This is a genomic window from Pseudomonas fluorescens (assembly GCF_001648775.1).
In the GTDB taxonomy this organism is placed as follows: Bacteria; Pseudomonadota; Gammaproteobacteria; order Pseudomonadales; family Pseudomonadaceae; genus Aquipseudomonas; species Aquipseudomonas fluorescens_M.
This window is the reverse complement of record NZ_LVEJ01000021.1, coordinates 70,089-88,554: the sequence shown is the minus strand read 5'-3', so window position 1 is coordinate 88,554 and position 18,466 is coordinate 70,089. Positions and strand designations below refer to the sequence as shown.

22 protein-coding genes and 1 pseudogene are annotated in these 18,466 nt (G+C 57.7%); 13 read left to right on the top strand and 10 right to left on the bottom strand.

Translation table 11 applies throughout. From position 1 onward, the window contains the following. Nucleotides 1–17: 17 nt before the first annotated feature. On the bottom strand, nucleotides 18–1,811 hold the full coding sequence (locus tag A8O26_RS19370) for a DUF1302 domain-containing protein (protein ID WP_064119403.1): 1,794 nt from the start codon (nucleotides 1,809–1,811) through the stop codon (nucleotides 18–20). Between the two features lie 698 nt (nucleotides 1,812–2,509). On the opposite strand from A8O26_RS19370, the gene A8O26_RS19365 reads away from it, so the two are divergent. From A8O26_RS19365 to A8O26_RS19355, 3 genes are read left to right on the top strand one after another with little or no spacing between them, the layout of a single operon-like run. After that, nucleotides 2,510–2,914: a hypothetical protein gene (locus A8O26_RS19365; protein WP_064119402.1), complete on the top strand. Its 405-nt coding sequence runs from the start codon at nucleotides 2,510–2,512 to the stop codon at nucleotides 2,912–2,914. Nucleotides 2,915–2,971: 57 nt separating this feature from the next. Further along, nucleotides 2,972–4,804 carry an S-type pyocin domain-containing protein gene (locus tag A8O26_RS19360; protein ID WP_253756949.1) on the top strand — a complete coding sequence of 611 codons (1,833 nt, stop codon included), beginning with the start codon at nucleotides 2,972–2,974 and terminating at the stop codon, nucleotides 4,802–4,804. Beyond that, nucleotides 4,804–5,064 (top strand): hypothetical protein, encoded by a 261-nt coding sequence (locus A8O26_RS19355; RefSeq protein ID WP_064119401.1) that lies wholly within the window; start codon nucleotides 4,804–4,806, stop codon nucleotides 5,062–5,064. Before A8O26_RS19360 ends, A8O26_RS19355 begins: the two co-directional genes overlap by 1 nt. Nucleotides 5,065–5,106: 42 nt before the next feature. Here A8O26_RS19355 and A8O26_RS29815 read toward each other — a convergent pair. Beyond that, nucleotides 5,107–5,208: pseudogene (locus tag A8O26_RS29815) on the bottom strand (serine/threonine protein kinase); the annotation flags it as partial. 319 nt (nucleotides 5,209–5,527) lie between these two features. Between A8O26_RS29815 and A8O26_RS30310 the strand changes: the two are divergent. Then, nucleotides 5,528–6,151 carry a hypothetical protein gene (locus tag A8O26_RS30310; protein ID WP_253756946.1) on the top strand — a complete coding sequence of 208 codons (624 nt, stop codon included), beginning with the start codon at nucleotides 5,528–5,530 and terminating at the stop codon, nucleotides 6,149–6,151. A gap of 48 nt (nucleotides 6,152–6,199) precedes the next feature. Here A8O26_RS30310 and A8O26_RS19345 read toward each other — a convergent pair whose 3' ends face one another. From A8O26_RS19345 to A8O26_RS19325, 5 genes are all read right to left on the bottom strand, one after another. Further along, entirely contained in the window at nucleotides 6,200–7,111 is a 912-nt protein-coding gene (locus A8O26_RS19345) for an SDR family oxidoreductase (RefSeq protein WP_064119400.1), read from the bottom strand. Between the two features lie 156 nt (nucleotides 7,112–7,267). Then, on the bottom strand, nucleotides 7,268–8,170 hold the full coding sequence (locus A8O26_RS19340; RefSeq protein ID WP_064119399.1) for an alpha/beta fold hydrolase: 903 nt from the start codon (nucleotides 8,168–8,170) through the stop codon (nucleotides 7,268–7,270). Further along, entirely contained in the window at nucleotides 8,170–8,952 is a 783-nt protein-coding gene (locus tag A8O26_RS19335) for a class II aldolase/adducin family protein (RefSeq protein ID WP_064119398.1), read from the bottom strand. Before A8O26_RS19335 ends, A8O26_RS19340 begins: the two co-directional genes overlap by 1 nt. A gap of 131 nt (nucleotides 8,953–9,083) precedes the next feature. Beyond that, nucleotides 9,084–9,770 carry an LrgB family protein gene (locus A8O26_RS19330; protein WP_064119397.1) on the bottom strand — a complete coding sequence of 229 codons (687 nt, stop codon included), beginning with the start codon at nucleotides 9,768–9,770 and terminating at the stop codon, nucleotides 9,084–9,086. Continuing rightward, complete coding sequence (locus tag A8O26_RS19325) at nucleotides 9,760–10,146, bottom strand: CidA/LrgA family protein (RefSeq protein ID WP_064119396.1); 387 nt, start codon at nucleotides 10,144–10,146, stop codon at nucleotides 9,760–9,762. Before A8O26_RS19325 ends, A8O26_RS19330 begins: the two co-directional genes overlap by 11 nt. A gap of 97 nt (nucleotides 10,147–10,243) precedes the next feature. Here A8O26_RS19325 and A8O26_RS19320 point away from each other — a divergent pair, with 97 nt between their 5' ends. After that, complete coding sequence (locus A8O26_RS19320) at nucleotides 10,244–11,131, top strand: LysR family transcriptional regulator (protein WP_064119395.1); 888 nt, start codon at nucleotides 10,244–10,246, stop codon at nucleotides 11,129–11,131. Here A8O26_RS19320 and A8O26_RS19315 read toward each other — a convergent pair. After that, nucleotides 11,121–11,576 carry a flavodoxin gene (locus tag A8O26_RS19315; RefSeq protein WP_064119394.1) on the bottom strand — a complete coding sequence of 152 codons (456 nt, stop codon included), beginning with the start codon at nucleotides 11,574–11,576 and terminating at the stop codon, nucleotides 11,121–11,123. The two genes, A8O26_RS19320 and A8O26_RS19315, sit on opposite strands and share 11 nt — an antisense overlap. Before the next feature lie 154 nt (nucleotides 11,577–11,730). Between A8O26_RS19315 and A8O26_RS19310 the strand changes: the two genes are divergently transcribed. Both A8O26_RS19310 and A8O26_RS19305 read left to right on the top strand, forming a co-directional pair. After that, nucleotides 11,731–12,207, top strand: coding sequence for a PAS domain-containing protein (locus tag A8O26_RS19310; RefSeq protein ID WP_064119393.1), 477 nt, complete (start codon nucleotides 11,731–11,733; stop codon nucleotides 12,205–12,207). Between the two features lie 54 nt (nucleotides 12,208–12,261). After that, a complete protein-coding gene (locus A8O26_RS19305) occupies nucleotides 12,262–12,867 on the top strand; it encodes a hypothetical protein (RefSeq protein WP_064119392.1) in 606 nt (201 codons plus the stop codon). 2 nt (nucleotides 12,868–12,869) lie between these two features. On the opposite strand, the gene A8O26_RS19300 is transcribed toward A8O26_RS19305, so the two are convergent. Beyond that, nucleotides 12,870–13,829, bottom strand: coding sequence for a MerR family transcriptional regulator (locus tag A8O26_RS19300; protein WP_064119391.1), 960 nt, complete (start codon nucleotides 13,827–13,829; stop codon nucleotides 12,870–12,872). Nucleotides 13,830–14,042: 213 nt separating this feature from the next. On the opposite strand from A8O26_RS19300, the gene A8O26_RS19295 reads away from it, so the two are divergent. The 6 genes from A8O26_RS19295 to A8O26_RS19270 all read left to right on the top strand — a co-directional run bounded on the left by A8O26_RS19295 (nucleotide 14,043) and on the right by A8O26_RS19270 (nucleotide 17,177). Continuing rightward, nucleotides 14,043–14,612 carry a hypothetical protein gene (locus A8O26_RS19295; RefSeq protein ID WP_064119390.1) on the top strand — a complete coding sequence of 190 codons (570 nt, stop codon included), beginning with the start codon at nucleotides 14,043–14,045 and terminating at the stop codon, nucleotides 14,610–14,612. Between the two features lie 175 nt (nucleotides 14,613–14,787). Next, nucleotides 14,788–15,498, top strand: coding sequence for a dihydromonapterin reductase (gene folM, locus A8O26_RS19290; protein ID WP_064119389.1), 711 nt, complete (start codon nucleotides 14,788–14,790; stop codon nucleotides 15,496–15,498). A gap of 20 nt (nucleotides 15,499–15,518) precedes the next feature. Continuing rightward, nucleotides 15,519–16,079, top strand: coding sequence for a GTP cyclohydrolase I FolE (folE, locus tag A8O26_RS19285; protein ID WP_064119388.1), 561 nt, complete (start codon nucleotides 15,519–15,521; stop codon nucleotides 16,077–16,079). Beyond that, a complete protein-coding gene (folX, locus tag A8O26_RS19280; protein ID WP_064119387.1) occupies nucleotides 16,080–16,451 on the top strand; it encodes a dihydroneopterin triphosphate 2'-epimerase in 372 nt (123 codons plus the stop codon). Nucleotides 16,452–16,549: 98 nt separating this feature from the next. Next, nucleotides 16,550–16,846 (top strand): DUF1244 domain-containing protein, encoded by a 297-nt coding sequence (locus A8O26_RS19275; protein ID WP_034154503.1) that lies wholly within the window; start codon nucleotides 16,550–16,552, stop codon nucleotides 16,844–16,846. Then, a complete protein-coding gene (locus A8O26_RS19270) occupies nucleotides 16,839–17,177 on the top strand; it encodes a HopJ type III effector protein (protein ID WP_064119386.1) in 339 nt (112 codons plus the stop codon). Before A8O26_RS19275 ends, A8O26_RS19270 begins: the two co-directional genes overlap by 8 nt. Before the next feature lie 185 nt (nucleotides 17,178–17,362). Here A8O26_RS19270 and trxB read toward each other — a convergent pair whose 3' ends face one another. After that, nucleotides 17,363–18,325, bottom strand: coding sequence for a thioredoxin-disulfide reductase (gene trxB, locus A8O26_RS19265; protein ID WP_064119385.1), 963 nt, complete (start codon nucleotides 18,323–18,325; stop codon nucleotides 17,363–17,365). Nucleotides 18,326–18,466 lie beyond the last annotated feature (141 nt).

Genomic DNA, 18,466 nt, shown 5'->3' with positions numbered 1-18,466 from the left:
CATCCTTCTCGGGCAGATCAGAAGTTCACGCCGAAGCTCAGGGCAACGAAGTCACGGTCTTCGAGGACGTTGTAATCGCCACCGAAAAAGTCGGTGTAACTGAGGCTCGCGGTGTAGGTGTTGCGATAGTCGGCATCGACGCCGACGCTGATCGCTTTCGCGCCTTCGTTGAACAGGCCGTTGGGGCCATAACCGGCGACGTCGTGCGACCACGACAGGTTGGGTTTGAGGTTGATCCCGCCGATCACGTTGGCGTAATCGAGAATTGCCCGGGCGCGGTAGCCCCACGAGGTCGAGGTGACAAAGCCGTCGGTATCGCCACCGAAACCGTATTGGCCATACACCGAATCGCGGCCGTAACGCAGCTTGTCGCGCGACTCCAGACCGCCGACCCGCACCACGGCGGCTTCACCGACAAGCGTCAAACGTTGAGCGCCCCAGACCTGATCGAAGAAGTGCGTCAGGGTGCTCTGGATTTGCGTGACTTCTTTACGGCGATAGCCCTTGTTGTCAGAACCCGGTGTGGTGGCGATCGGCGAAGCGGCGCCACCGGCAATCGGGTTGAGCAGCGCCAGCGTCAGGTCGTTGGTGTTGACCTGCACCGGAGCATTCGGCCGGTAGCTGATCTCGCCGGTCCAGGCGGTGCCGGTCGGCAAGGTGGTGGAGAAACTGGCGCCGTAGAGGCGAATGTCTTCCGGGTATTCGAGGTAGTACTGGCCGCGTCCGAGCATCACGCTCTGCGCCAGACCGGAGCCGCTGCCGGGTGCCAGGCCGTTGGCAATACCGACCATGCCCGGCAACGCCGCGAGGGTCGAAAGCCCCGCCGTGGTAGTGCCCACGGTTGGCGTACGGCTGTGGTAATTCATGAAGTAGAGGCCGTATTCAGTGTCGTCTCCGAGCCAGCGCAACGCCGTGCCCCACTGCCCGGAATCCCGCGCATCACGGTCACCGCCACGCGGGATCACCACGCCTTCGCGGGTCACCTGGATGCCTTGGCCGAAGGCCTGGGTCAGCGGCACAAACGGCGCAATCGCCGGGTTGCCGACGGTGTAGCCGTTGTTGCAACCATCCGCCGCCACGTCGACGCCGAAGAAGGTGCCGCAGTTGTCGAGAACGGTCTGGTCCCATTCCAGTTGATAGAAACCTTCGACGGTCAGTTGATCGGTCAGGCCTTGCGAACCGAACAACATGTTCACCGGAATCAGACCTTCCTTGATCTCCGCACCGGGGCGCCGGAACGCCGAGACGTCGATCGGGTTGATGCTGTTGATCGAGTTGCCGATGAAGGTACTTTCGCCCCAGCTCACCACTTGCTTGCCGGCGCGCACAGTGCCCGGCAGGTCGGCGATGGAGTAGTTGTGATAGACGAACGCATCGAGAATCTGCGCACCGGAGGATTTGGCGCCTTCCTTGCGCCCGCTGTCGCTGATCGGTTTGAACTCGCGGTCTTCATCCTTCAGTTCGAAGTCGTACCAGTACTTGCCGCGCACAAAGACGCCGGTGTCGCCGTACTTGAGTTCGAGGTCGTGAATGCCTTTGACGATTTTCGAGAAGGTCTCGCCCTTCTTGAAGTTCAGGCGTCCGTCATCACCCGTGGAAGATTGCCCGGTACCGCCGTTGACCGTGCCGACCAGCGACTTGTCAGCATCGCGCAGGCCCCAACTCGCACCGACCGACAGCGACGAGTCGAAGGTGCCTTCAATCTCGCCAATGTTGAATGCAACCGCGTGCGCCTGGGCACAGCAACCCAAAGCCACCGCGGCTGCCAGCGCCTGCGGTGTGAAGATGGCGCGCATTGTTTTTGTTGTCATGCGTCTTCCCCGGTGAGTGACAGAAGGCCCCACCCTACTGCCGGGCGAGCGGGTCGATAAGCGCACCAAGGAGGTATTCGTGTTGTCGCTCGAAAGGATGAATGGCCTTGCAGGGCGGGGGTTTGCGCCGGTCATGGATTGGCTGGATGAAGGATCATCAGTGCCGCGCATGGTGCGCATTAATTCATGGGACTGTTGCATGCCCCGTAACAGTGCATGTCCGGAATCGGTATTTTTCCTACAGGCTCAAGACCTTATTCTGAACGCGCTTTCACGGCAGTCGCCGCAAAGCACGCAGCACTGACCTTCGAGCAACTCGGGCCATTGCTGACAGATTTCAGATGAATCGAAAGTTCGATTTGTCGCCCCGGTGTTCACTGACGTTGATTTGTAGCTCCTTGATCCAACGTCTTACCTTGGCCGCTGCGTTTGCAGCGGCCTTTTTTATGCTCGCCATCTAGCGCTGATAAATCAGCTAATTCCCACGCCTATCTTCCCGGAAAGAATTGTCCTGTCTGTGTATAGGAAATTTCTTTTAATGCGATATCCCCATAGAAAACGCCTTCTTCATCCTGAGTCATTACCTACGCCATTCTCGGACCCGGATTTTCGATCCGTGCTGTAGCTTTTAAAGGAAGGCAGGAACGCACTACCCCAATACCCAAACTGTTAAACCGCACATTCAAAAGGATATGAATATGCAAAGACCTCCAGCGTATGAACTGACAGAGGCTGTCTGGACGACAGCGCCTGCGCCTACGGATATCAATCCGGTTACCCCGGCCATCGATCACAATCGTTACAACGGCCCGTTTGGCACTCCGCTCAATCCCGTTCGTTATCATCAGGTGTTACAGAATTTCACCGCGCCACTGCAAATCGAATACCAGGCTAAAACCGCTCAGATCCCGCTGACCATTGAAACGGATTTGGCAGCTACACGACTTGAAGAGTCGATGCACGCGCTGCCACCTGCTGCTGCTATCGCGCGCGAACTTGGGGTGCGCAACAAAGTCATTCAACGAAAAGCCGCCGAGCAGCACCGGCAGACCGCACTCTCCCATGGCTTTTACGGCAGCGACCCCACCGACAAGACCGTTTAGCAGTTTCTCTCTCGCGCTCAGATCCTGGACAAGGTTCTTAGTCCGAACGGACCGGGCATGAATCTGTGGAAACAGTCCTATCGAGCGGCAATGGAAGCAAGGCTGCTGACCCAGACCCTCGCAGTTTTGCACCAGCAGCAAGTCAACGTACACAACTGGCTCGCGGCGGTGCAGGCCAATGACCAGGCGCAGGCCGAGGCGGCAGAGGCCGCACGACGGGCCGCTGAACAGGCCAGAGTCGATGCTGAACAGCAACGCCAAAAAGACCTCGCCGAGACAGCACGTGTGGAGCAAGCAAGACTTGCTGCTCTGGCAGAGGCTCAGCGGTTGGCTAAGGAACGCGCTCGCACCGAAGCAGAAACAAGGCGAAAGGCTGCTGAAAAGGCAAGACTTTCCGAACAGCGTGACCAGCAGGCCTTGCTCGAGGCGACAAGACGCACAAAGGAAGAGGAGCTGATACGCACGCCTGAACAGGCCCAACTTGCAGAGTTGGCAAAGAAACAGGAGCTGGCTGCCAGTTTGGCAAGATACTCTGAAATCTTGACACGATTGATTGCTGAAGCCCGGGCCCAATCGCAGGAGACATCTCGGATTGCAGCAACGAAGACCGCGGTGGATGGCGCAGATTCCAAAGCTGAAGCAGCTGAGCAGAAATTGGCAACCGAGAAGCCCCAACCTAAAACGAAACCGGAACAACCTATCGAGAAGTCGCAACAGCAAGAACGCCGTGCGACAGAAGTTCAGCATGTCTACCCGGCTAATGGAGCACTGGCGAGCAACAGTCCGGCGGTATCATTTGCTTCTAAAGCTACGCACCTTCCTCCAGCAACATCTTCCGCGATCCTTACCTCTCTGCGGGCGGGGTTACTGACCGTGAGAGCGGCAGGGGCTGCGCTGATCAGCGGTCCGGTGCTGGTAGGTTTCGCGGCACTGTTAATGCCATCACGCTTGGGCAACGGCGAACGCTTTTCCATGAGCGTTCCACTTGCGGAGTTGTCGCCGGAGTCTCCTCAGAGATTGCGCGAAATAGCGGATCGGCAAGGCACATTAGAGCTGCCCGTGGGCTTGGGCGTAAGGCGGCTCGGGGCTGGCGCTGAAGTCTTCGTCGCTACAAACGATGACTTCCATATCCGCTCGAGTGTGCTGGTTCTGAATGCGGCCTATGACTTGCTGAATGATGTTTATGAAGTAGCGCTACCAGATTCGCCGACGGACTTTCTGACCTGGACACCCGCTATCTCGCCGGGTGACAGCTCGACTGAATCGCCAGTGGTTGATGCCGATTATCCAGCGTATTCAGGCGCTCCAATTGTTCCGATTGAAGGACGACTGGATCTGCATCCCGTACTGATTGAGGGCTGGGAACGATTCATCATCGTGTTTCCAGATGACTCGGGGATTGCGCCGCTTTATGTGGTGTTTAGCAGTCCGTATGGGGGAGTCGAGGACGGAGAACACAGTGGGCGAGATTTCAACCCCGAAGAAACAGGGTTACCGGTTACAAGCTCGGACTGGGCACCGTCCATCATCGCAAAAAACGGAATTAATATCGTGAGGCTACACACTTCAAAGTTCCCGGATTCTGATGCGAATAAAATAATGATCGATCGCCTAGAACGAATTTTTCGAGGAGAACTAGAGGTAACCGATACCGACAAACGCTTCTACACTCATGAGATCAGAGAGTTCGAAAGGCTTAAAGCCTTGGGATATGGGGACACGGAAATGCCCGACAAAGACTCTTCCGTATGGAACAACGTCCACACTGCAACACTGGAGGATTACAAGCTTAAAGATGATCCAACGTTGTTATATACGCCAGAGGCGCTGGAAGCTGCTAGGCGGCAAGAAGAGCGTGAGTATCAGAAGTTGCTTAAGGAGATGTGGTAATGAATACCATTGAACAAATTGTAAAGAATGAACCATTGGATGACATCGTGACCGTATTTTCACTGTTCAAACCAAACCCGCACCTGGACATGATGATCAGACAATACAACCGAGATTTGATCAGTCAATATGGAGCCCTTGAGGGTGCCTACACTCGACTCATTGCGTCTGGAGTACTGGCACACGGAGATAAAGGCTTAACTATTAAAGGCCCCAACTGGAAGGCTCCAAAATTCATGACCGAAAAACGATACGTTTAATGGTTTGTTGGCCGCCAAGCCCGAGCTTGGTGGCCTCACCCCTTAAAGCGAATACTTCTGCAAATTCGCCGTCATCTCTTTTAGCGCCTCAATGTTGTCCTTCGGATGCGCCGCCCCTCCGAAATCACAAATCTGCTGCCAATGTTTCGGATAAATTATTGCGCAGCCATGCACTAACGGTGATTTGTCGCTCCTTGATCAAACGTCTTACCTTGGCCGCTGCGTTCGCAGCGGCCTTTTTTTGCGCGCCGTTTTACCCATGCCATCTGCATCAGCGGGAAAATCCCCTATTGTTGTAGGAAATCTCCTTTTTTATCTTCTAATGCCAAGCTATCAAACCGCCTTCCACATTATTCATACAACCAAGCAGGTCATTACTGACGATCGATGCAGATTCTTCCGTTCGAAAACTGATGTAGGTTAATTGCTCCGCAAAACCGAAAATTCGCAGTGAGTAAAACGAATGCTGGAGCAAAATTTTGTTGAGGCCGCCGAAATAAAAATTGAAGGAAAAGGGTCTGCAGCCAACCTCATCATGATCAAGCGTCTTGACGCCATACTGGAGCGCAAGCTCGAGATGACCAATACCGATCGACGGTTCTATGCCTATTCACTTCGAATGATGGAGCGATTCAGAGCGATGGGATTCGCCGACGACTACATTCCCAAAAGTAATCCGTCCCTTTGGAATAACCTCCATACGGCCACACTTGAAGACTTCAAACTGAGCGACGATGAGTCATTACGCTATACCGACGAGGCCATCGACGCGGCGAAAAAACAGGAGGTGGAAGCATTTGAATGCGTCAGCAGATCCAAAAGTTCGACTGCCAAACTCGAACAAGCTGTCAGGCAAGAAAATCTAAGAGATTTGTTATCAGTTTTGGCTATCGGTTTGGCATTTCCCTCCATCGACACACTGTTCGGACGTTATCGTTTTGAAGTTATCGCGCGCGGTGAATTGTGGAGAACATACGAGGAATTATTTCGTGAGGGTGTACTGGCTGAGGGTAATGCGGCTGTTGCCATTCCGGGTCCAAACTGGGAAATCCCGGAATTCATGATTGATAAGCGGTACGAGGAGTAATAGAAGGAGCCTCGCCGCATCCAGAACGCAGCGAGGCTCAAACGTTTCTTAAAGCGAATACTTCTGCAAATTCGCCATCATCTCCTTCAGCGCCTCAATATTATCCTTCGGGTGCGCCGCCCCTTCGAAATCACAAATCTGCTGCCAGTGCGCCGCGACATCTTCCGGCGAGAATCCTGCGCGTGGATCAAATCCGGCGCCGAGGCTGCGCTCCCAACGCACCTTGCCCATCCAGCCGCCACCGACTTCGAACAGTCCAGAGGTTTCCTGGCACTGCTCACTGGCCAGATACACCACCAACGGGCTGACCAGTTCCGGTTTCAGTTGCTCGAACACTTGCGGCGGGATCAGGCCTTCGGTCATGCGTGTGCCGCCGGTAGGCGCGATGGCGTTGACGAGGATGTTGTTTTTGCGGCCTTCAATAGCGAGGGTGCGGGTCAGGCCGTAGAGGCCGAGTTTGGCCATGCCGTAGTTGGACTGGCCGAAGTTGCCGTAGATGCCAGAGGTCGAGGCGGTGAAGATCACTCGGCCGTAGTTTTGCTCGCGCATATGCGGCCAGGCGGCGCGGGTGACTTTGTAGGCCCCTTCGACGTGGACGCGGTACACCAGATCCCAGTCGGCATCGTCCATTTTGTGGAAGGTCTTGTCGCGCAGAATGCCGGCGTTGTTGACGACGACGTCGACACGGCCGAAGGCATCGAGGGCGTTTTGCACCAGTTTGTCGCCGTCGGTGACGGAATCGTGGTTGGCTTCGGCAACGCCGCCGGCCGCGCGGATTTCGGCGACGACGCGGTCGGCGGCGGACGAATTGGCGCCCTCGCCCTGGGTCGAGCCGCCGAGGTCGTTGACCAGCACTTTGGCGCCCTGTCTGGCGAACAGCAATGCGTGGGCGCGTCCGAGGCCACCACCGGCTCCGGTGACGATGACAACTTTATCTTCGAAACGCACAGACTCATTCATCGCAGCAACTCCAGCAGGCCAGTATTGACCCCGAGTGTCAGCCACGAGGCTTTTGGTCACAATGAATACGGCTGAGGCTGAATGGTGCGCGATAAGGCTGGGGGATGATGAGGCGCAAAAAAATCAAAAGATCGCAGGCTGCGATCTTTTGATTGGTCAGGAGCAGGCCACTTTGCGTGGCGGCAGCACAAAACGTTCACGAAACGCCAGATAGTGCTTGAGCACCTGCACCGGCGCCTCGGTCTGTGGATAGTGGCCGATACCCGGTAACAGGACCGTGTCGGCGTCAGCGATCAGCTCGCGATAACGCTCGACCATGTGCGCCCCGGAAATCGGATCGACTTCGCCATCGATCACCCGCAACGGAATCTCGCCGCGCTGCATCGCCGTCACCCAGCGATCACGCTGCACCCGACGCTCGGGAATGTAGCTGATCAATTTGTGCATGATCCGTGGCCCGCGATTGCTTTCGACCAGACTCCAGAAATCATCCAGTTCACTTTCGGTCGGGCGGGTCTGCGGGCCGAAGATCTGGCGGAAACTCTTCACCAGTCCGTCGCGGGTAAACGCACGGCCGATCATCCAGCCCAGCGGGCTGAGCAGCAATTTTTGCATCAGTACCGGGCGATGGGTTTCCGGAAACAGACCACCGTTGAGGAATACGCAGCTGGCCACGTCGATCTGGTTTTCGTAGTGCCGCGCCAGTAATTCCTGAGCGACGCTGTCGCCGTAGTCGTGCGCCAGCACATGCACCGGTTGCTCGACCTGCAGATGTGCGAGCAAGGCCTGTTGCAAATCCGCTTGCTCAAGCAGGCTATAGCTGTGATTGAGCGGCTTGGCCGAATCGCCAAAGCCGAGCATGTCACAGGCAATCACCCGATAACGCTGGGCCAGTGGCTGCCACAGGTAATGCCAGTCCCAACTGGCGGTCGGGAAGCCGTGGATCAGCAGCAATGGCTCACCCTGCCCCGCCGTCCAGTAACGGATCGGCTGGCCACGAAAGACAAACGTCTGGCTGCGTTTACGCCAGACACACAGAGGAATCTCGGCAAGAGGCATTAGAGTTTATATCCGGGGTCTTGTTTATCGAGTTTGCGCAGCAGCGCCGGCCAGGCCAGCGCGCCACCCATGCCTTGAGCACTTTTGGTGACGCCGGCGATCATCGCTTTGGCGCCCGCCAGAATCGGCGGTTCGATGGCGATCAGTTCCGCACCGCCGGTTTGCGCCATGACTTGAATGTCGCAAGTGCGCTGGAAGGTGAACATCATCAGAAAGGTATCGGCGATGGTGCCGCCACAGGTCAGCAGACCGTGGTTGTGCAGCATCAGGAAATTGTTTTCGCCCAGATCAGCCTGCAAGCGCGCCTTCTCTTCGTGGTTCAGCGCCACGCCTTCATAGGCGTGATAGGCCAGGCTCGACAGCACGAACAGCGACTGTTGGCTGATCGGCAGCACACCCTGTTTTTGCGCCGACACCGCAACACCGGAAGCGGTGTGCGTATGCAGCACGCAAACCACATCGTGCCGCACTTCGTGCACCGCGCTGTGGATGGTGTAACCGGCGGGGTTGATCTCGTACGGGCTGTCCATGAGTTTGTTGCCGGCCTGATCGACTTTCACCAGGCTCGACGCGGTGATCTCATGGAACATCAGACCGAACGGATTGATCAGGAAATCTTCGGTGCCCGGCACCTTGGCGGAGATGTGCGTGAAGATCAGATCGTCCCAGCCATGCAGCGCGACCAGACGATAACAAGCGGCAAGATCGACGCGGGTCTGCCATTCTGCGGCGCTGACCTGGTCTTTGACATTAAGGGACGATTGGACGGGGGCTACGCTCACTGTATGCACCTCTGCGTTCTTATTGTTCTGCACGTGTGAGCAGTCTAGTCAGCCACAGCGGATCGCGTAGTTGCATTGCCAGCCAGCTTGATGACTGAGCGGGTCAGCCATGCAAACACCTTGGATCCATGTCAAAGCATCGACGCCAACAAAGGCGCGGCGAACAGATTGAGCAGGCCGGTGAGGACCATCACCAGCCCCGCTACCGAGCCCTCCTCGCCGCCCACTTCATGGGCCCGGCTGACACCGGCACCGTGCGCGCCGACACCGAACAAAGCACCGCGAGCCAGGGCACTGCGCAGCGGCAACCACTTGAGCAGGACACCGCCCAACATCGCCCCGAAGACGCCGGTGAACATCACGAACACTGCAGTCAATTCCGGCACGCCACCGAGGTCATGTGCCAGCGGCATGGCAAACGGTGTGGTGATCGAACGGGGCACCAGCGACATCGTCACGGAACTGTCGAGTGCCAATGCTTTGGCCAGGCCGAACGAAGTGCCGATCGACGCCGCGCTGCCAGCGACCATGCCCAGCAGCAACGCCGACCAATGCTGCATCAACAACCGCCGTTGCTGCCAGATCGGCACCGCGAAGGCGACCGTCACCGGCCCCAGCACCAACATTAACCAGTGGGTGTTGCTGGCGTATTCGGCATACGCGGTGTGCAGTGGCACGGCGAGCGCGAGCAGTAGCGCCGGCACCAGAATCAGCGGCGATAACAGGTAACGACCGCTACGGCGATATATCCAGCGGCTGAACAAGTACGCCAACAAGGTGAAGGCCAGCCAGAACATCGGCATCCATTCAAGCGTCATGGGACTGCCTCATGCGCACGGCCAGTTCCACGGTGAACGCCGTGACCAGCATCACCATCAATGTGCTGGCGGCAATCACCAGCAAAATGCGCCAACCGTCATTGCGCAACAGCGCGCCGTAGTCGAGCAGGCTCATCAGCGCCGGAATAAAAAATAACAACATCTCGGCCATCAGCAGACCGGCGCCCAATTGCAGCGCTGCCGGTTTCACCCAGCCAAACGCGAACGCCAGCAGCAACAGCGCCATGCCGATCACCCCACCGGGAATCGGCAGGGCCAGCCAAGCGGCGAGTTGGCAACCGAGCAGGTAGAGGCCGAGCAACACGGCGAGTTCGCTGAGTAATCGGAAAAGATGCTTGAAGGTTGCAGCGTTCATGACATTTGGCTCCTTACAGAAGCCTATTTTACGAAGCGCACTGCCATCCCCGAAGCGAATTGTTAGACTCAACGCCATTCCAAAATGGAATCAGGTCATGGAATTCAAACAACTGCGCAGCTTTGTCGAAGTCATGCATCAGGGCGGTTTCACCCAAGCGGCGAAAACCCTGCACATCAGTCAGTCGGCGGTCAGCAAACAAATTGCCCAACTTGAGCAAAGTCTCGGCACGCCTCTGCTCGAGCGGCTCGGCTCACAGTTGCGCCTGACCGCCGCCGGCAGCGTGGTGCTGCAACGCGCCGAAGCCATGTTGCGCTTGCGCCAGGAGTTGCTCAGTGAACTCGACGACATGAGCCATCTGGCGCGCGGTGAGTTGCGCCTCGGCTTACCGTTATTGGGCAGTGATGCGCTGTTTGCCGGACTGTTTGCCGAATACCGGCGGCGTTATCCGAATATCAATATCCAGTTGCTTGAGGGCGGCAGCCGCAATATCGAGCAAGCCGTGCTCAGTGGCGAACTGGAACTGGGCGGGAGTTTGCTGCCCAAGGATCCGCAGTTCGACTGTCAGCCTTTTTGCGACGAGAAGCTCGACGCGCTGTTGCCGATGGATCATCCATTGGCCGAGCGCGGCGAAATTGGCTTGGAAGAATTGGCCGAGACCCCTTTTCTGCTTTATCAGCGCAGCTTCGTGCTCAATGACCGTTTGTTGCAGGCGTGCCAGCAAATGGGTTTCACGCCCAAAGAAGGTGGCCGCAGCGGGCAGGCGGATTTTCTCGCGGCGCTGGTGGCCGCCGGGCAAGGCGTGGTGTTGTTGCCCAGCGTGGTCGCGCGTGGGCTGGTGCGGCCAGGCGTGGTACGTCTGACCTTGCGCGCGCCGGATTATTTGCGTTGGGATATCGCCTTCATCTGGCGTCACGGCGCCTATCTGTCGAAAGCCGCTCAGGCGTGGCTGGCGCTGTTGCGCGAGCGTGGAATCAGCCCTTGAGCACTTCGATCAACTGCGCCAGCCACGGCTCGGCGTCCGTTTCCGGGGTAACGCTTTCGCTGGCGTCGATGCGCAGCATCTCTTGCACTTCGCGCACACCCAGCTCAGCAAACAATTCGCGCATCTGCTCGCCACCGCCACAGAAGGTGTCGCCATAACTGGCATCGCCCAGGGCAATCACCGCGCCTGGCAAACCGCGCCACGCGGCGGGTAACTGATCGCGGATAGTCGAGTACAGCGGTTGCAGGTTGTCCGGCAACTCGCCCATGCCGGTGGTCGAGGTCACCGCGAGGAAGGCTTCAGGGCCGAACGCTTGAATGTCCGCGAGGCTGGCGCGCGAGTTGTAGAAGGTCTCAAAACCAGCGGCTTTCAACAGGTTCTGGGCGTGACGGGCAACTTCTTCGGCGGTGCCGTAGACCGAACCGGAGAGGATGGCGACTTTCATCAATCTGATCCTGCAACTGAAAAAAAAGAGCGGCGATAGTAACAGTCTCAGGCGCAAAGCTGCGATTGAATCTCAACTGGCGGTAATGGCCAGTAGACAGCGCCTACGGTTCTTCTAGAATGCGAGCTAATGACAGCTCTGAAAGGATTCAAGGATGATCAATGCCAGTTTGCTGCAAATGGTGATCAACGCATCGAATGACGGGATCGTGGTCGCCGAGAAGGAAGGCGAGCAGGACAATATCCTGATTTATGTGAACCCGGCCTTCGAACGCATGACCGGATACAGCAGCGAAGAAATCCTTTACCAGGACTGCCGGTTTTTGCAGTCCGGAGATCGTGACCAGCAGAGTCTGGAGCTGATTCGCGAGGTGTTGCGAAACAATGGATCGTGCCGGGAAATTCTGCGCAATTATCGCAAGGACGGCACGCCATTCTGGAATGAACTGTCGCTTTCGACGGTGAAAAACGCCGATGACGGACAGACTTATTTCGTCGGGGTGCAAAAGGATGTGACCGTTCAGGTCAAGGCTCAGCAGCGTGTTGCACAGCTCGAAGCGCAGGTGACTGCTCTGCAGGGAGAGCTGGCATTATTGAAAGCGACGAACGGCGCAAACAAATCAGCGAACTAATTGTCATTAACTACAATCACCAATGACTTTGTAACTATATCTTTCGAGTTAACCATGCAACGCGACGCCCTCCTCACTCAGGATGAGCTGGATTTCATCCAGACCATGCAGCACAACCCGCAACTGAACGTGCGGGATGCGACGTCGAGTCTGTTGGTTAACGGCGGTTCGCAGATCCGCGATTTGCTGACGCGCCTGGCCGCGCACGAGCAAGTGACCATTCAGGCCAACTTCGAAAACCAGCAAATGACCTTCCCGCTGCACTTGGTGGAAGACGAGTTTCACGCGCTGCATCTGCGCCTCGGGGTTCCGAGCATCTACGAAGACGGACCGATGGTGCGACCGTGGCGACTCACGCTTGAAGAACCGGTAGCGCTGGAAAACGCCAAGGGCCAACCGGGCATGTTGTGGGTGCATGAGGTTTCGCACAAAGGCGTGCTGCTGGAAATGCGCAACAAGACCAAACCGCCCAAGCATTTCGCCCTGTGGTTCAGCCCTTCGGGGTATGAGCGGATTTCACTGCGCGGTCATTTCGAGAGGGAAACCGAAAGTGGTTTCTACGCCTACGAGCTGAGTCAGACCGATGCCGATGAAACCGAGCGTCTGCGCCAGTTCATCCTGCAGCAACATCGTTTGACCCATCCTGCCCTGCACACCTGATTTCAGGTATCCAGTTTCCCCGCGAGAAACTGCAGCATGCGCTGACGCATGTTCGCCCCTTCATTGCCCAGACACGCAACAGAGGATCCGGCCAGGCTGTCCTGCGCCAGATCTGAAGCATCGCCCGCCAGCATCAACTGACAATCAAGGCTCAGCGCCAAGCGGTTCAGACGCCGAGGCAGTTCGGCAGACGGCGCGTGATTGGAAAACAACACCAACGCATCAGGCCGGGTCTTTTCGCAGACCAGCGTCAGCTCATCGAACGGCTGGCCCGTGGTCAACACACGCACGCCGGAATCGCTGCCACTGAGAAACAGCGCGGCCACCAGTAACTCCAACTCTCGGCATTGCCCGGCCAGTGCGCTGACGATCACTCGCCGTGGTTGCGTGCCACGCAGCATGACAATGCGCTGTAACACCCGCGCCCGCAGAAACCCATCGAAGAACAGCCACTCACTGGTTTGCCCGAAAGCCTCCTGGCGCTGCAACAATTGCAGCCACAAGGGCATCAGGATGTCCTGGAACACCACGGGTAATGTGTAGGAAGAAAAAATCTGCCCATAGACGCGATCCAGTTGCTGGTCGTCGAATGAACTGACCGCCTGCTGTATCTGCTCCTGCCATTGCAGGTAATCAGCCTGCACCAGGTCATCGGGAAAGAGGTGCGCCAGCACTTTCAGCGGTTCGGTCTTGGCGAGGATCTTGCCGACCTTGCTCACGGCAACGCCACGATCAATCCAGTCGACGATGCTGCGCACGCGCTCGATATCGGTCATCGAATACAGCCGATGCCCACTGTCGGTGCGCGTGGGCTGAATCAAACCATAACGGCGCTCCCAAGCGCGCAAGGTCACCGGGTTGACGCCGGTCAAACGCGAGACTTCTCGTATGGGGAACAGGTCTTCGCGTTCAAGCGCAACTGATGCCTGCGAAGCGGGGCTTGCGTCCGTGATGACAGGCATATGGCGTTCAACGTCCATGTTGGTTTAATTGGATCCCATTCTAACCCCGATGCCCCAATTGCGTTCAAGTGATGAAATGCGACGAAAGTCGCTGGTTTAATCAGGAAAAACCGGAATAATCCTTGCTCGTTGAAAAACGCAGGCCTCTACCCCGGTCCTGCGTCAGGCGAAATTCCTATCCGGAACGACGCAATCGAAATACGGAGATACAAAATGTCTACTTCCCCCGTCACGCTGATGGTTGCGCGTCGTGTCGCCGATGGCCGCTATCAGGATCTGATCGCCTGGCTGCGCGAAGGCGAACAACTGGCGACCGACTTCGCCGGTTACCTCGGTTCTGGCGTGCTCGCTCCGCCACCCGGTGATAACGAATTCCAGATTATTTTCCGCTTCGCCGACGAGCACACCCTGCATGCGTGGGAGCATTCGGCTTCGCGCACGGCGTGGCTGGATCGTGGCAGCGACCTGTTTGCCCATCCGAAAGAACATCGCGTCAGCGGCATCGAAGGCTGGTTCGGCGCCGCCGGTCAGCGCCCTCCGCGCTGGAAACAGGCTGTGGCGATCTGGCTGGCGTTCTTTCCGGTGTCGTTATTGTTCAACTTCGTACTGGGCCCGTTGCTGGCTGAAATGAGCCTGCTGCCGCGCGTATTGATCAGCACGGCGTGTCTGACGCCGCTGATGGTTTACTTCTTTATTCCGCTGTCGACGCGATTGCTGGCGAACTGGCTGAACAGCACCCCGGTGCGCCCGTTGCCAGTGACGTCTTCTGCACAGAATCGATGATCTCTGTGTGGGAGCGAGCCTGCTCGCGAATACGGACTGACCTTCAACATTGATGTCGACTGAAAGACCGCTTTCGCGAGCAGGCTCGCTCCCACAATAATGGGGAAAACCGACGATAGGTGGGCAAGCCATGTCGCTGTTATAGTTTTTGCTCCAGCCGCGACGCGAGCCGTTCATGACCCTTTCCTCCGCTCCGATTCTCATCACCGGTGCCGGCCAGCGTGTCGGCTTGCACTGCGCCCAGCGTTTGCTCGAAGACGGCCATCAGGTCATCTTCACTTACCGCAGCGAACGCCCGGGCGTGCAGGTATTGCGTGACCTGGGTGCGCTCGGCGTGTTCGCGGATTTCTCCAGCGAAGCGGGTATTCTCGCCTTTATCGCTGAACTGAAAACCCACACCGACCACCTGCGAGCGATCATTCACAATGCTTCCGAATGGCTTGCCGAAACAGCCGACAGCGAAGCCGATGCCTTCACCCGCATGATCAACATTCACATGCTCGCGCCCTATCTGATCAATCTGCACTGCGCCGATCTGCTGCAGCGCTCGACGCCGGCCGACATCATTCACATCAGTGACGACGTGACCCGCAAGGGCAGCAGCCAGCACATCGGTTATTGCGCCAGCAAAGCCGGGCTCGACAGCCTGACCCTGTCCTTCGCCGCCCGTTATGCGCCAACCATCAAGGTCAACGGCATCGCCCCGGCCCTGCTATTGTTCAATCCCGACGACGACGCGGCGTACCGCGCCAAGGCACTGGCGAAATCCGCGCTGGGCATCGAACCCGGCAGCGAAGTGATCTATCAGAGCCTGCGCTATTTGCTCGACAACCCTTATGTCACCGGTACGACCCTGACCGTCAACGGCGGACGGCACGTCAAATAAGCCGATTCGCGAGGATGTCCATGACCCGTTCCCTGCCCGAGAATTACCGCGAAATCCTCATTGGCCTCGGTGAAGATCCCGACCGCGAAGGATTGCTCGACACCCCGCTGCGCGCGGCCAAAGCCATGCAATACCTGTGTCACGGTTACGAACAGAGTGTCGAGGAGATCGTCAATGGCGCGCTGTTTGCCTCCGACAGCGACGAAATGATCATCGTCGCCGACATCGAGTTGTACTCGTTGTGCGAACATCACCTGCTGCCCTTCATCGGCAAGGCCCATGTGGCTTATATTCCGACGGGCAAGGTGCTGGGTCTGTCGAAGATCGCGCGACTGGTGGACATGTTCGCCCGGCGTCTGCAGATTCAGGAAAACCTCACCCGGCAAATCGCCGACGCGGTGCAACAGGTGACCGACGCCGCCGGCGTCGCCGTGGTCATCGAAGCCAAACACATGTGCATGATGATGCGCGGTGTTGAAAAACAGAATTCGACGATGAACACCTCGGTCATGCTCGGCGCCTTCCGCGAGTCGAGCAACACCCGCCAGGAGTTCCTGCAATTGATTGGACGGAGCAAGTAAATGCCACAACTTCAACCGGGAATGGCGCGCATCCGGGTCAAGGATCTGCGCTTGCGCACCTTCATCGGGATCAACGAGGACGAAATCCTCAACAAACAGGATGTGCTGATCAACCTGACCATTCTGTATGCCGCACAGGAAGCTGTGCGTGACAACGACATCGACCACGCGCTGAACTACCGCACCATCACCAAAGCGATCATCGCCCACGTCGAGGGCAACCGTTTTGCGCTGCTCGAACGCCTGACGCAGGAACTGCTCGATCTGGTGATGGGCAACGGCTCGGTGCTGTACGCCGAAGTCGAAGTCGACAAGCCGCATGCGCTGCGATTTGCCGAGTCGGTATCGATCACGCTCGCGGCGAGCCGCTGAGCTTCAAGCGGCGAGCTGCAAGCGTTAAGCTACCGCCACCCACAATCCAAACTTGCAGCTTGAAGCTCGCCGCTTGAAGCTGTCTCGAAGAGACCTCCATGAACGAGCAACAACGCCTCGAACTCGAAGCCGCCGCCTTCCGCCGGCTGGTCGCCCACCTGGACAGCCGCAAGGACGTGCAGAACATCGACCTGATGAACCTCGCCGGCTTCTGCCGTAACTGCCTGTCGAAGTGGTACAAGGCCGAAGCCGATGAGCGCCAGATCGAGGTCAGCCTCGACGACGCCCGTGAAGTGGTTTACGGCATGCCTTACGCCGAGTGGAAAGCCCAATTTCAGCAAGAAGCCAACGCCGAACAACAAGCGGCGTTCGCCAAAGGAAAAACCCATGAGTGACCTGAACACCCTGCGCGCCAGCCTCAAGAGCGGCGAACACGCTTTCGCCGACACCCTGGCGTTCATCGCCGACGGTTACGACTATCAGCCGCAAGCGTTCAACAATGGTGGCGTGGACAACGCCGCCGGGCAGAACGAAGGCTCGTGCAAGACCTTGGGTCTGGCGCTGCTGGAAGGTCTGAGCGATGAAGAAGCGCTGCTGGCGTTTGGCGAGCACTATCGTTCGGTGGTCGCGACGCCTGAGGGCAGCGATCACGGCAACATCCGTGCGCTGATCAAGCACGGTCTGGCCGGCGTCAAATTCACCGCCCAGCCCCTGACTCGCCGCTGACTTCGGAGCCTACCCAAAACCTGTGGGAGCGAGCTTGCTCGCGAATACGGACTGACATTCAACATTGTTGTCGACTGATAAGCCGCTTTCGCGAGCAAGCTCGCTCCCACAGGGTTATCCGGTGTAGCTGAAATTGCGGGCACAAAAAAACCGGCCAATCTGGCCGGTTTTTTTATGCCTGCGATTTAGAACGAAGCGTTCTGCAGACCGTCCAGGTAACGCTCAGTATCGAGTGCCGCCATGCAGCCGGCGCCGGCCGAGGTGATGGCCTGACGGTAAACGTGGTCAGCCACGTCACCGGCGGCGAAGATGCCTTCGACGCTGGTCGCAGTGGCGTTGCCGTCACGGCCGCCCTGCACCACCAGATAACCGTCTTTCAAGGTCAACTGGCCTTCGAACAGCGAGGTGTTCGGGGTGTGGCCGATGGCAATGAACACACCATCGACGGTGATTTCGTCGAAGCTGCCGTCGTTGTTTTTCAGACGCGCACCGGTCACGCCCATGTTGTCGCCCAGCACTTCGTCGAGGTTGGCGTTCAACTTGAGGATGATCTTGCCTTCAGCCACACGAGCGTTGAGCTTGTCGATCAGGATCTTCTCGGCGCGGAAGGTTTCGCGACGGTGGATCAGGGTCACGGTGCTGGCAATGTTGGCCAGGTACAGCGCTTCTTCAACGGCGGTGTTACCACCGCCGACCACTGCAACAGGCTTGTTGCGGTAGAAGAAACCGTCGCAAGTCGCGCAGGCCGAAACGCCTTTGCCCATGAACGCTTCTTCCGACGGCAGGCCCAGGTAACGCGCGCTGGCACCGGTGGCGATGATCAGGGCGTCGCAGGTGTAGGTCGCGCTGTCGCCGGTCAGGGTGTAAGGCTTGGCAGCGAAATCCACCGCGTTGATGTGATCGAAAACGATCTCGGTTTCAAAACGCTCGGCGTGCTCGCGCATACGCTCCATCAACACCGGCCCCGTCAGGCCATGGACGTCGCCCGGCCAGTTGTCGACTTCAGTAGTGGTGGTCAGTTGACCGCCAGCCTGCATGCCGGTGATCAGCAGTGGCTTGAGGTTGGCACGGGCCGCGTATACCGCAGCGCTGTAACCGGCAGGGCCGGAACCGAGAATAATCACTCGCGAATGACGGACTTCAGACATGACCTGCTCCTGTTGACCGGGCCGAAAAAAATGGCGCGGATCGCCGGACTGCCGGCGGGAATAAAAAAGGACTGTGGAAAACCTTGGGGAAGGCTTGAGCTCGACAGTCCTGTAAAAAGTTGGGTGCAGCGTATCGAGGGG

Coding starts and splice junctions, on each gene's coding strand:
- A8O26_RS19370 (WP_064119403.1), bottom strand. CDS start 1,811: ATGACAACAAAAACAATGCGCGCCATCTTCACACCGCAGGCGCTGGCA.
- A8O26_RS19365 (WP_064119402.1), top strand. CDS start 2,510: ATGCAAAGACCTCCAGCGTATGAACTGACAGAGGCTGTCTGGACGACA.
- A8O26_RS19360 (WP_253756949.1), top strand. CDS start 2,972: ATGAATCTGTGGAAACAGTCCTATCGAGCGGCAATGGAAGCAAGGCTG.
- A8O26_RS19355 (WP_064119401.1), top strand. CDS start 4,804: ATGAATACCATTGAACAAATTGTAAAGAATGAACCATTGGATGACATC.
- A8O26_RS30310 (WP_253756946.1), top strand. CDS start 5,528: ATGCTGGAGCAAAATTTTGTTGAGGCCGCCGAAATAAAAATTGAAGGA.
- A8O26_RS19345 (WP_064119400.1), bottom strand. CDS start 7,111: ATGAATGAGTCTGTGCGTTTCGAAGATAAAGTTGTCATCGTCACCGGA.
- A8O26_RS19340 (WP_064119399.1), bottom strand. CDS start 8,170: ATGCCTCTTGCCGAGATTCCTCTGTGTGTCTGGCGTAAACGCAGCCAG.
- A8O26_RS19330 (WP_064119397.1), bottom strand. CDS start 9,770: ATGACGCTTGAATGGATGCCGATGTTCTGGCTGGCCTTCACCTTGTTG.
- A8O26_RS19325 (WP_064119396.1), bottom strand. CDS start 10,146: ATGAACGCTGCAACCTTCAAGCATCTTTTCCGATTACTCAGCGAACTC.
- A8O26_RS19320 (WP_064119395.1), top strand. CDS start 10,244: ATGGAATTCAAACAACTGCGCAGCTTTGTCGAAGTCATGCATCAGGGC.
- A8O26_RS19315 (WP_064119394.1), bottom strand. CDS start 11,576: ATGAAAGTCGCCATCCTCTCCGGTTCGGTCTACGGCACCGCCGAAGAA.
- A8O26_RS19310 (WP_064119393.1), top strand. CDS start 11,731: ATGATCAATGCCAGTTTGCTGCAAATGGTGATCAACGCATCGAATGAC.
- A8O26_RS19305 (WP_064119392.1), top strand. CDS start 12,262: ATGCAACGCGACGCCCTCCTCACTCAGGATGAGCTGGATTTCATCCAG.
- A8O26_RS19300 (WP_064119391.1), bottom strand. CDS start 13,829: ATGCCTGTCATCACGGACGCAAGCCCCGCTTCGCAGGCATCAGTTGCG.
- A8O26_RS19295 (WP_064119390.1), top strand. CDS start 14,043: ATGTCTACTTCCCCCGTCACGCTGATGGTTGCGCGTCGTGTCGCCGAT.
- folM (WP_064119389.1), top strand. CDS start 14,788: ATGACCCTTTCCTCCGCTCCGATTCTCATCACCGGTGCCGGCCAGCGT.
- folE (WP_064119388.1), top strand. CDS start 15,519: ATGACCCGTTCCCTGCCCGAGAATTACCGCGAAATCCTCATTGGCCTC.
- folX (WP_064119387.1), top strand. CDS start 16,080: ATGCCACAACTTCAACCGGGAATGGCGCGCATCCGGGTCAAGGATCTG.
- A8O26_RS19275 (WP_034154503.1), top strand. CDS start 16,550: ATGAACGAGCAACAACGCCTCGAACTCGAAGCCGCCGCCTTCCGCCGG.
- A8O26_RS19270 (WP_064119386.1), top strand. CDS start 16,839: ATGAGTGACCTGAACACCCTGCGCGCCAGCCTCAAGAGCGGCGAACAC.
- trxB (WP_064119385.1), bottom strand. CDS start 18,325: ATGTCTGAAGTCCGTCATTCGCGAGTGATTATTCTCGGTTCCGGCCCT.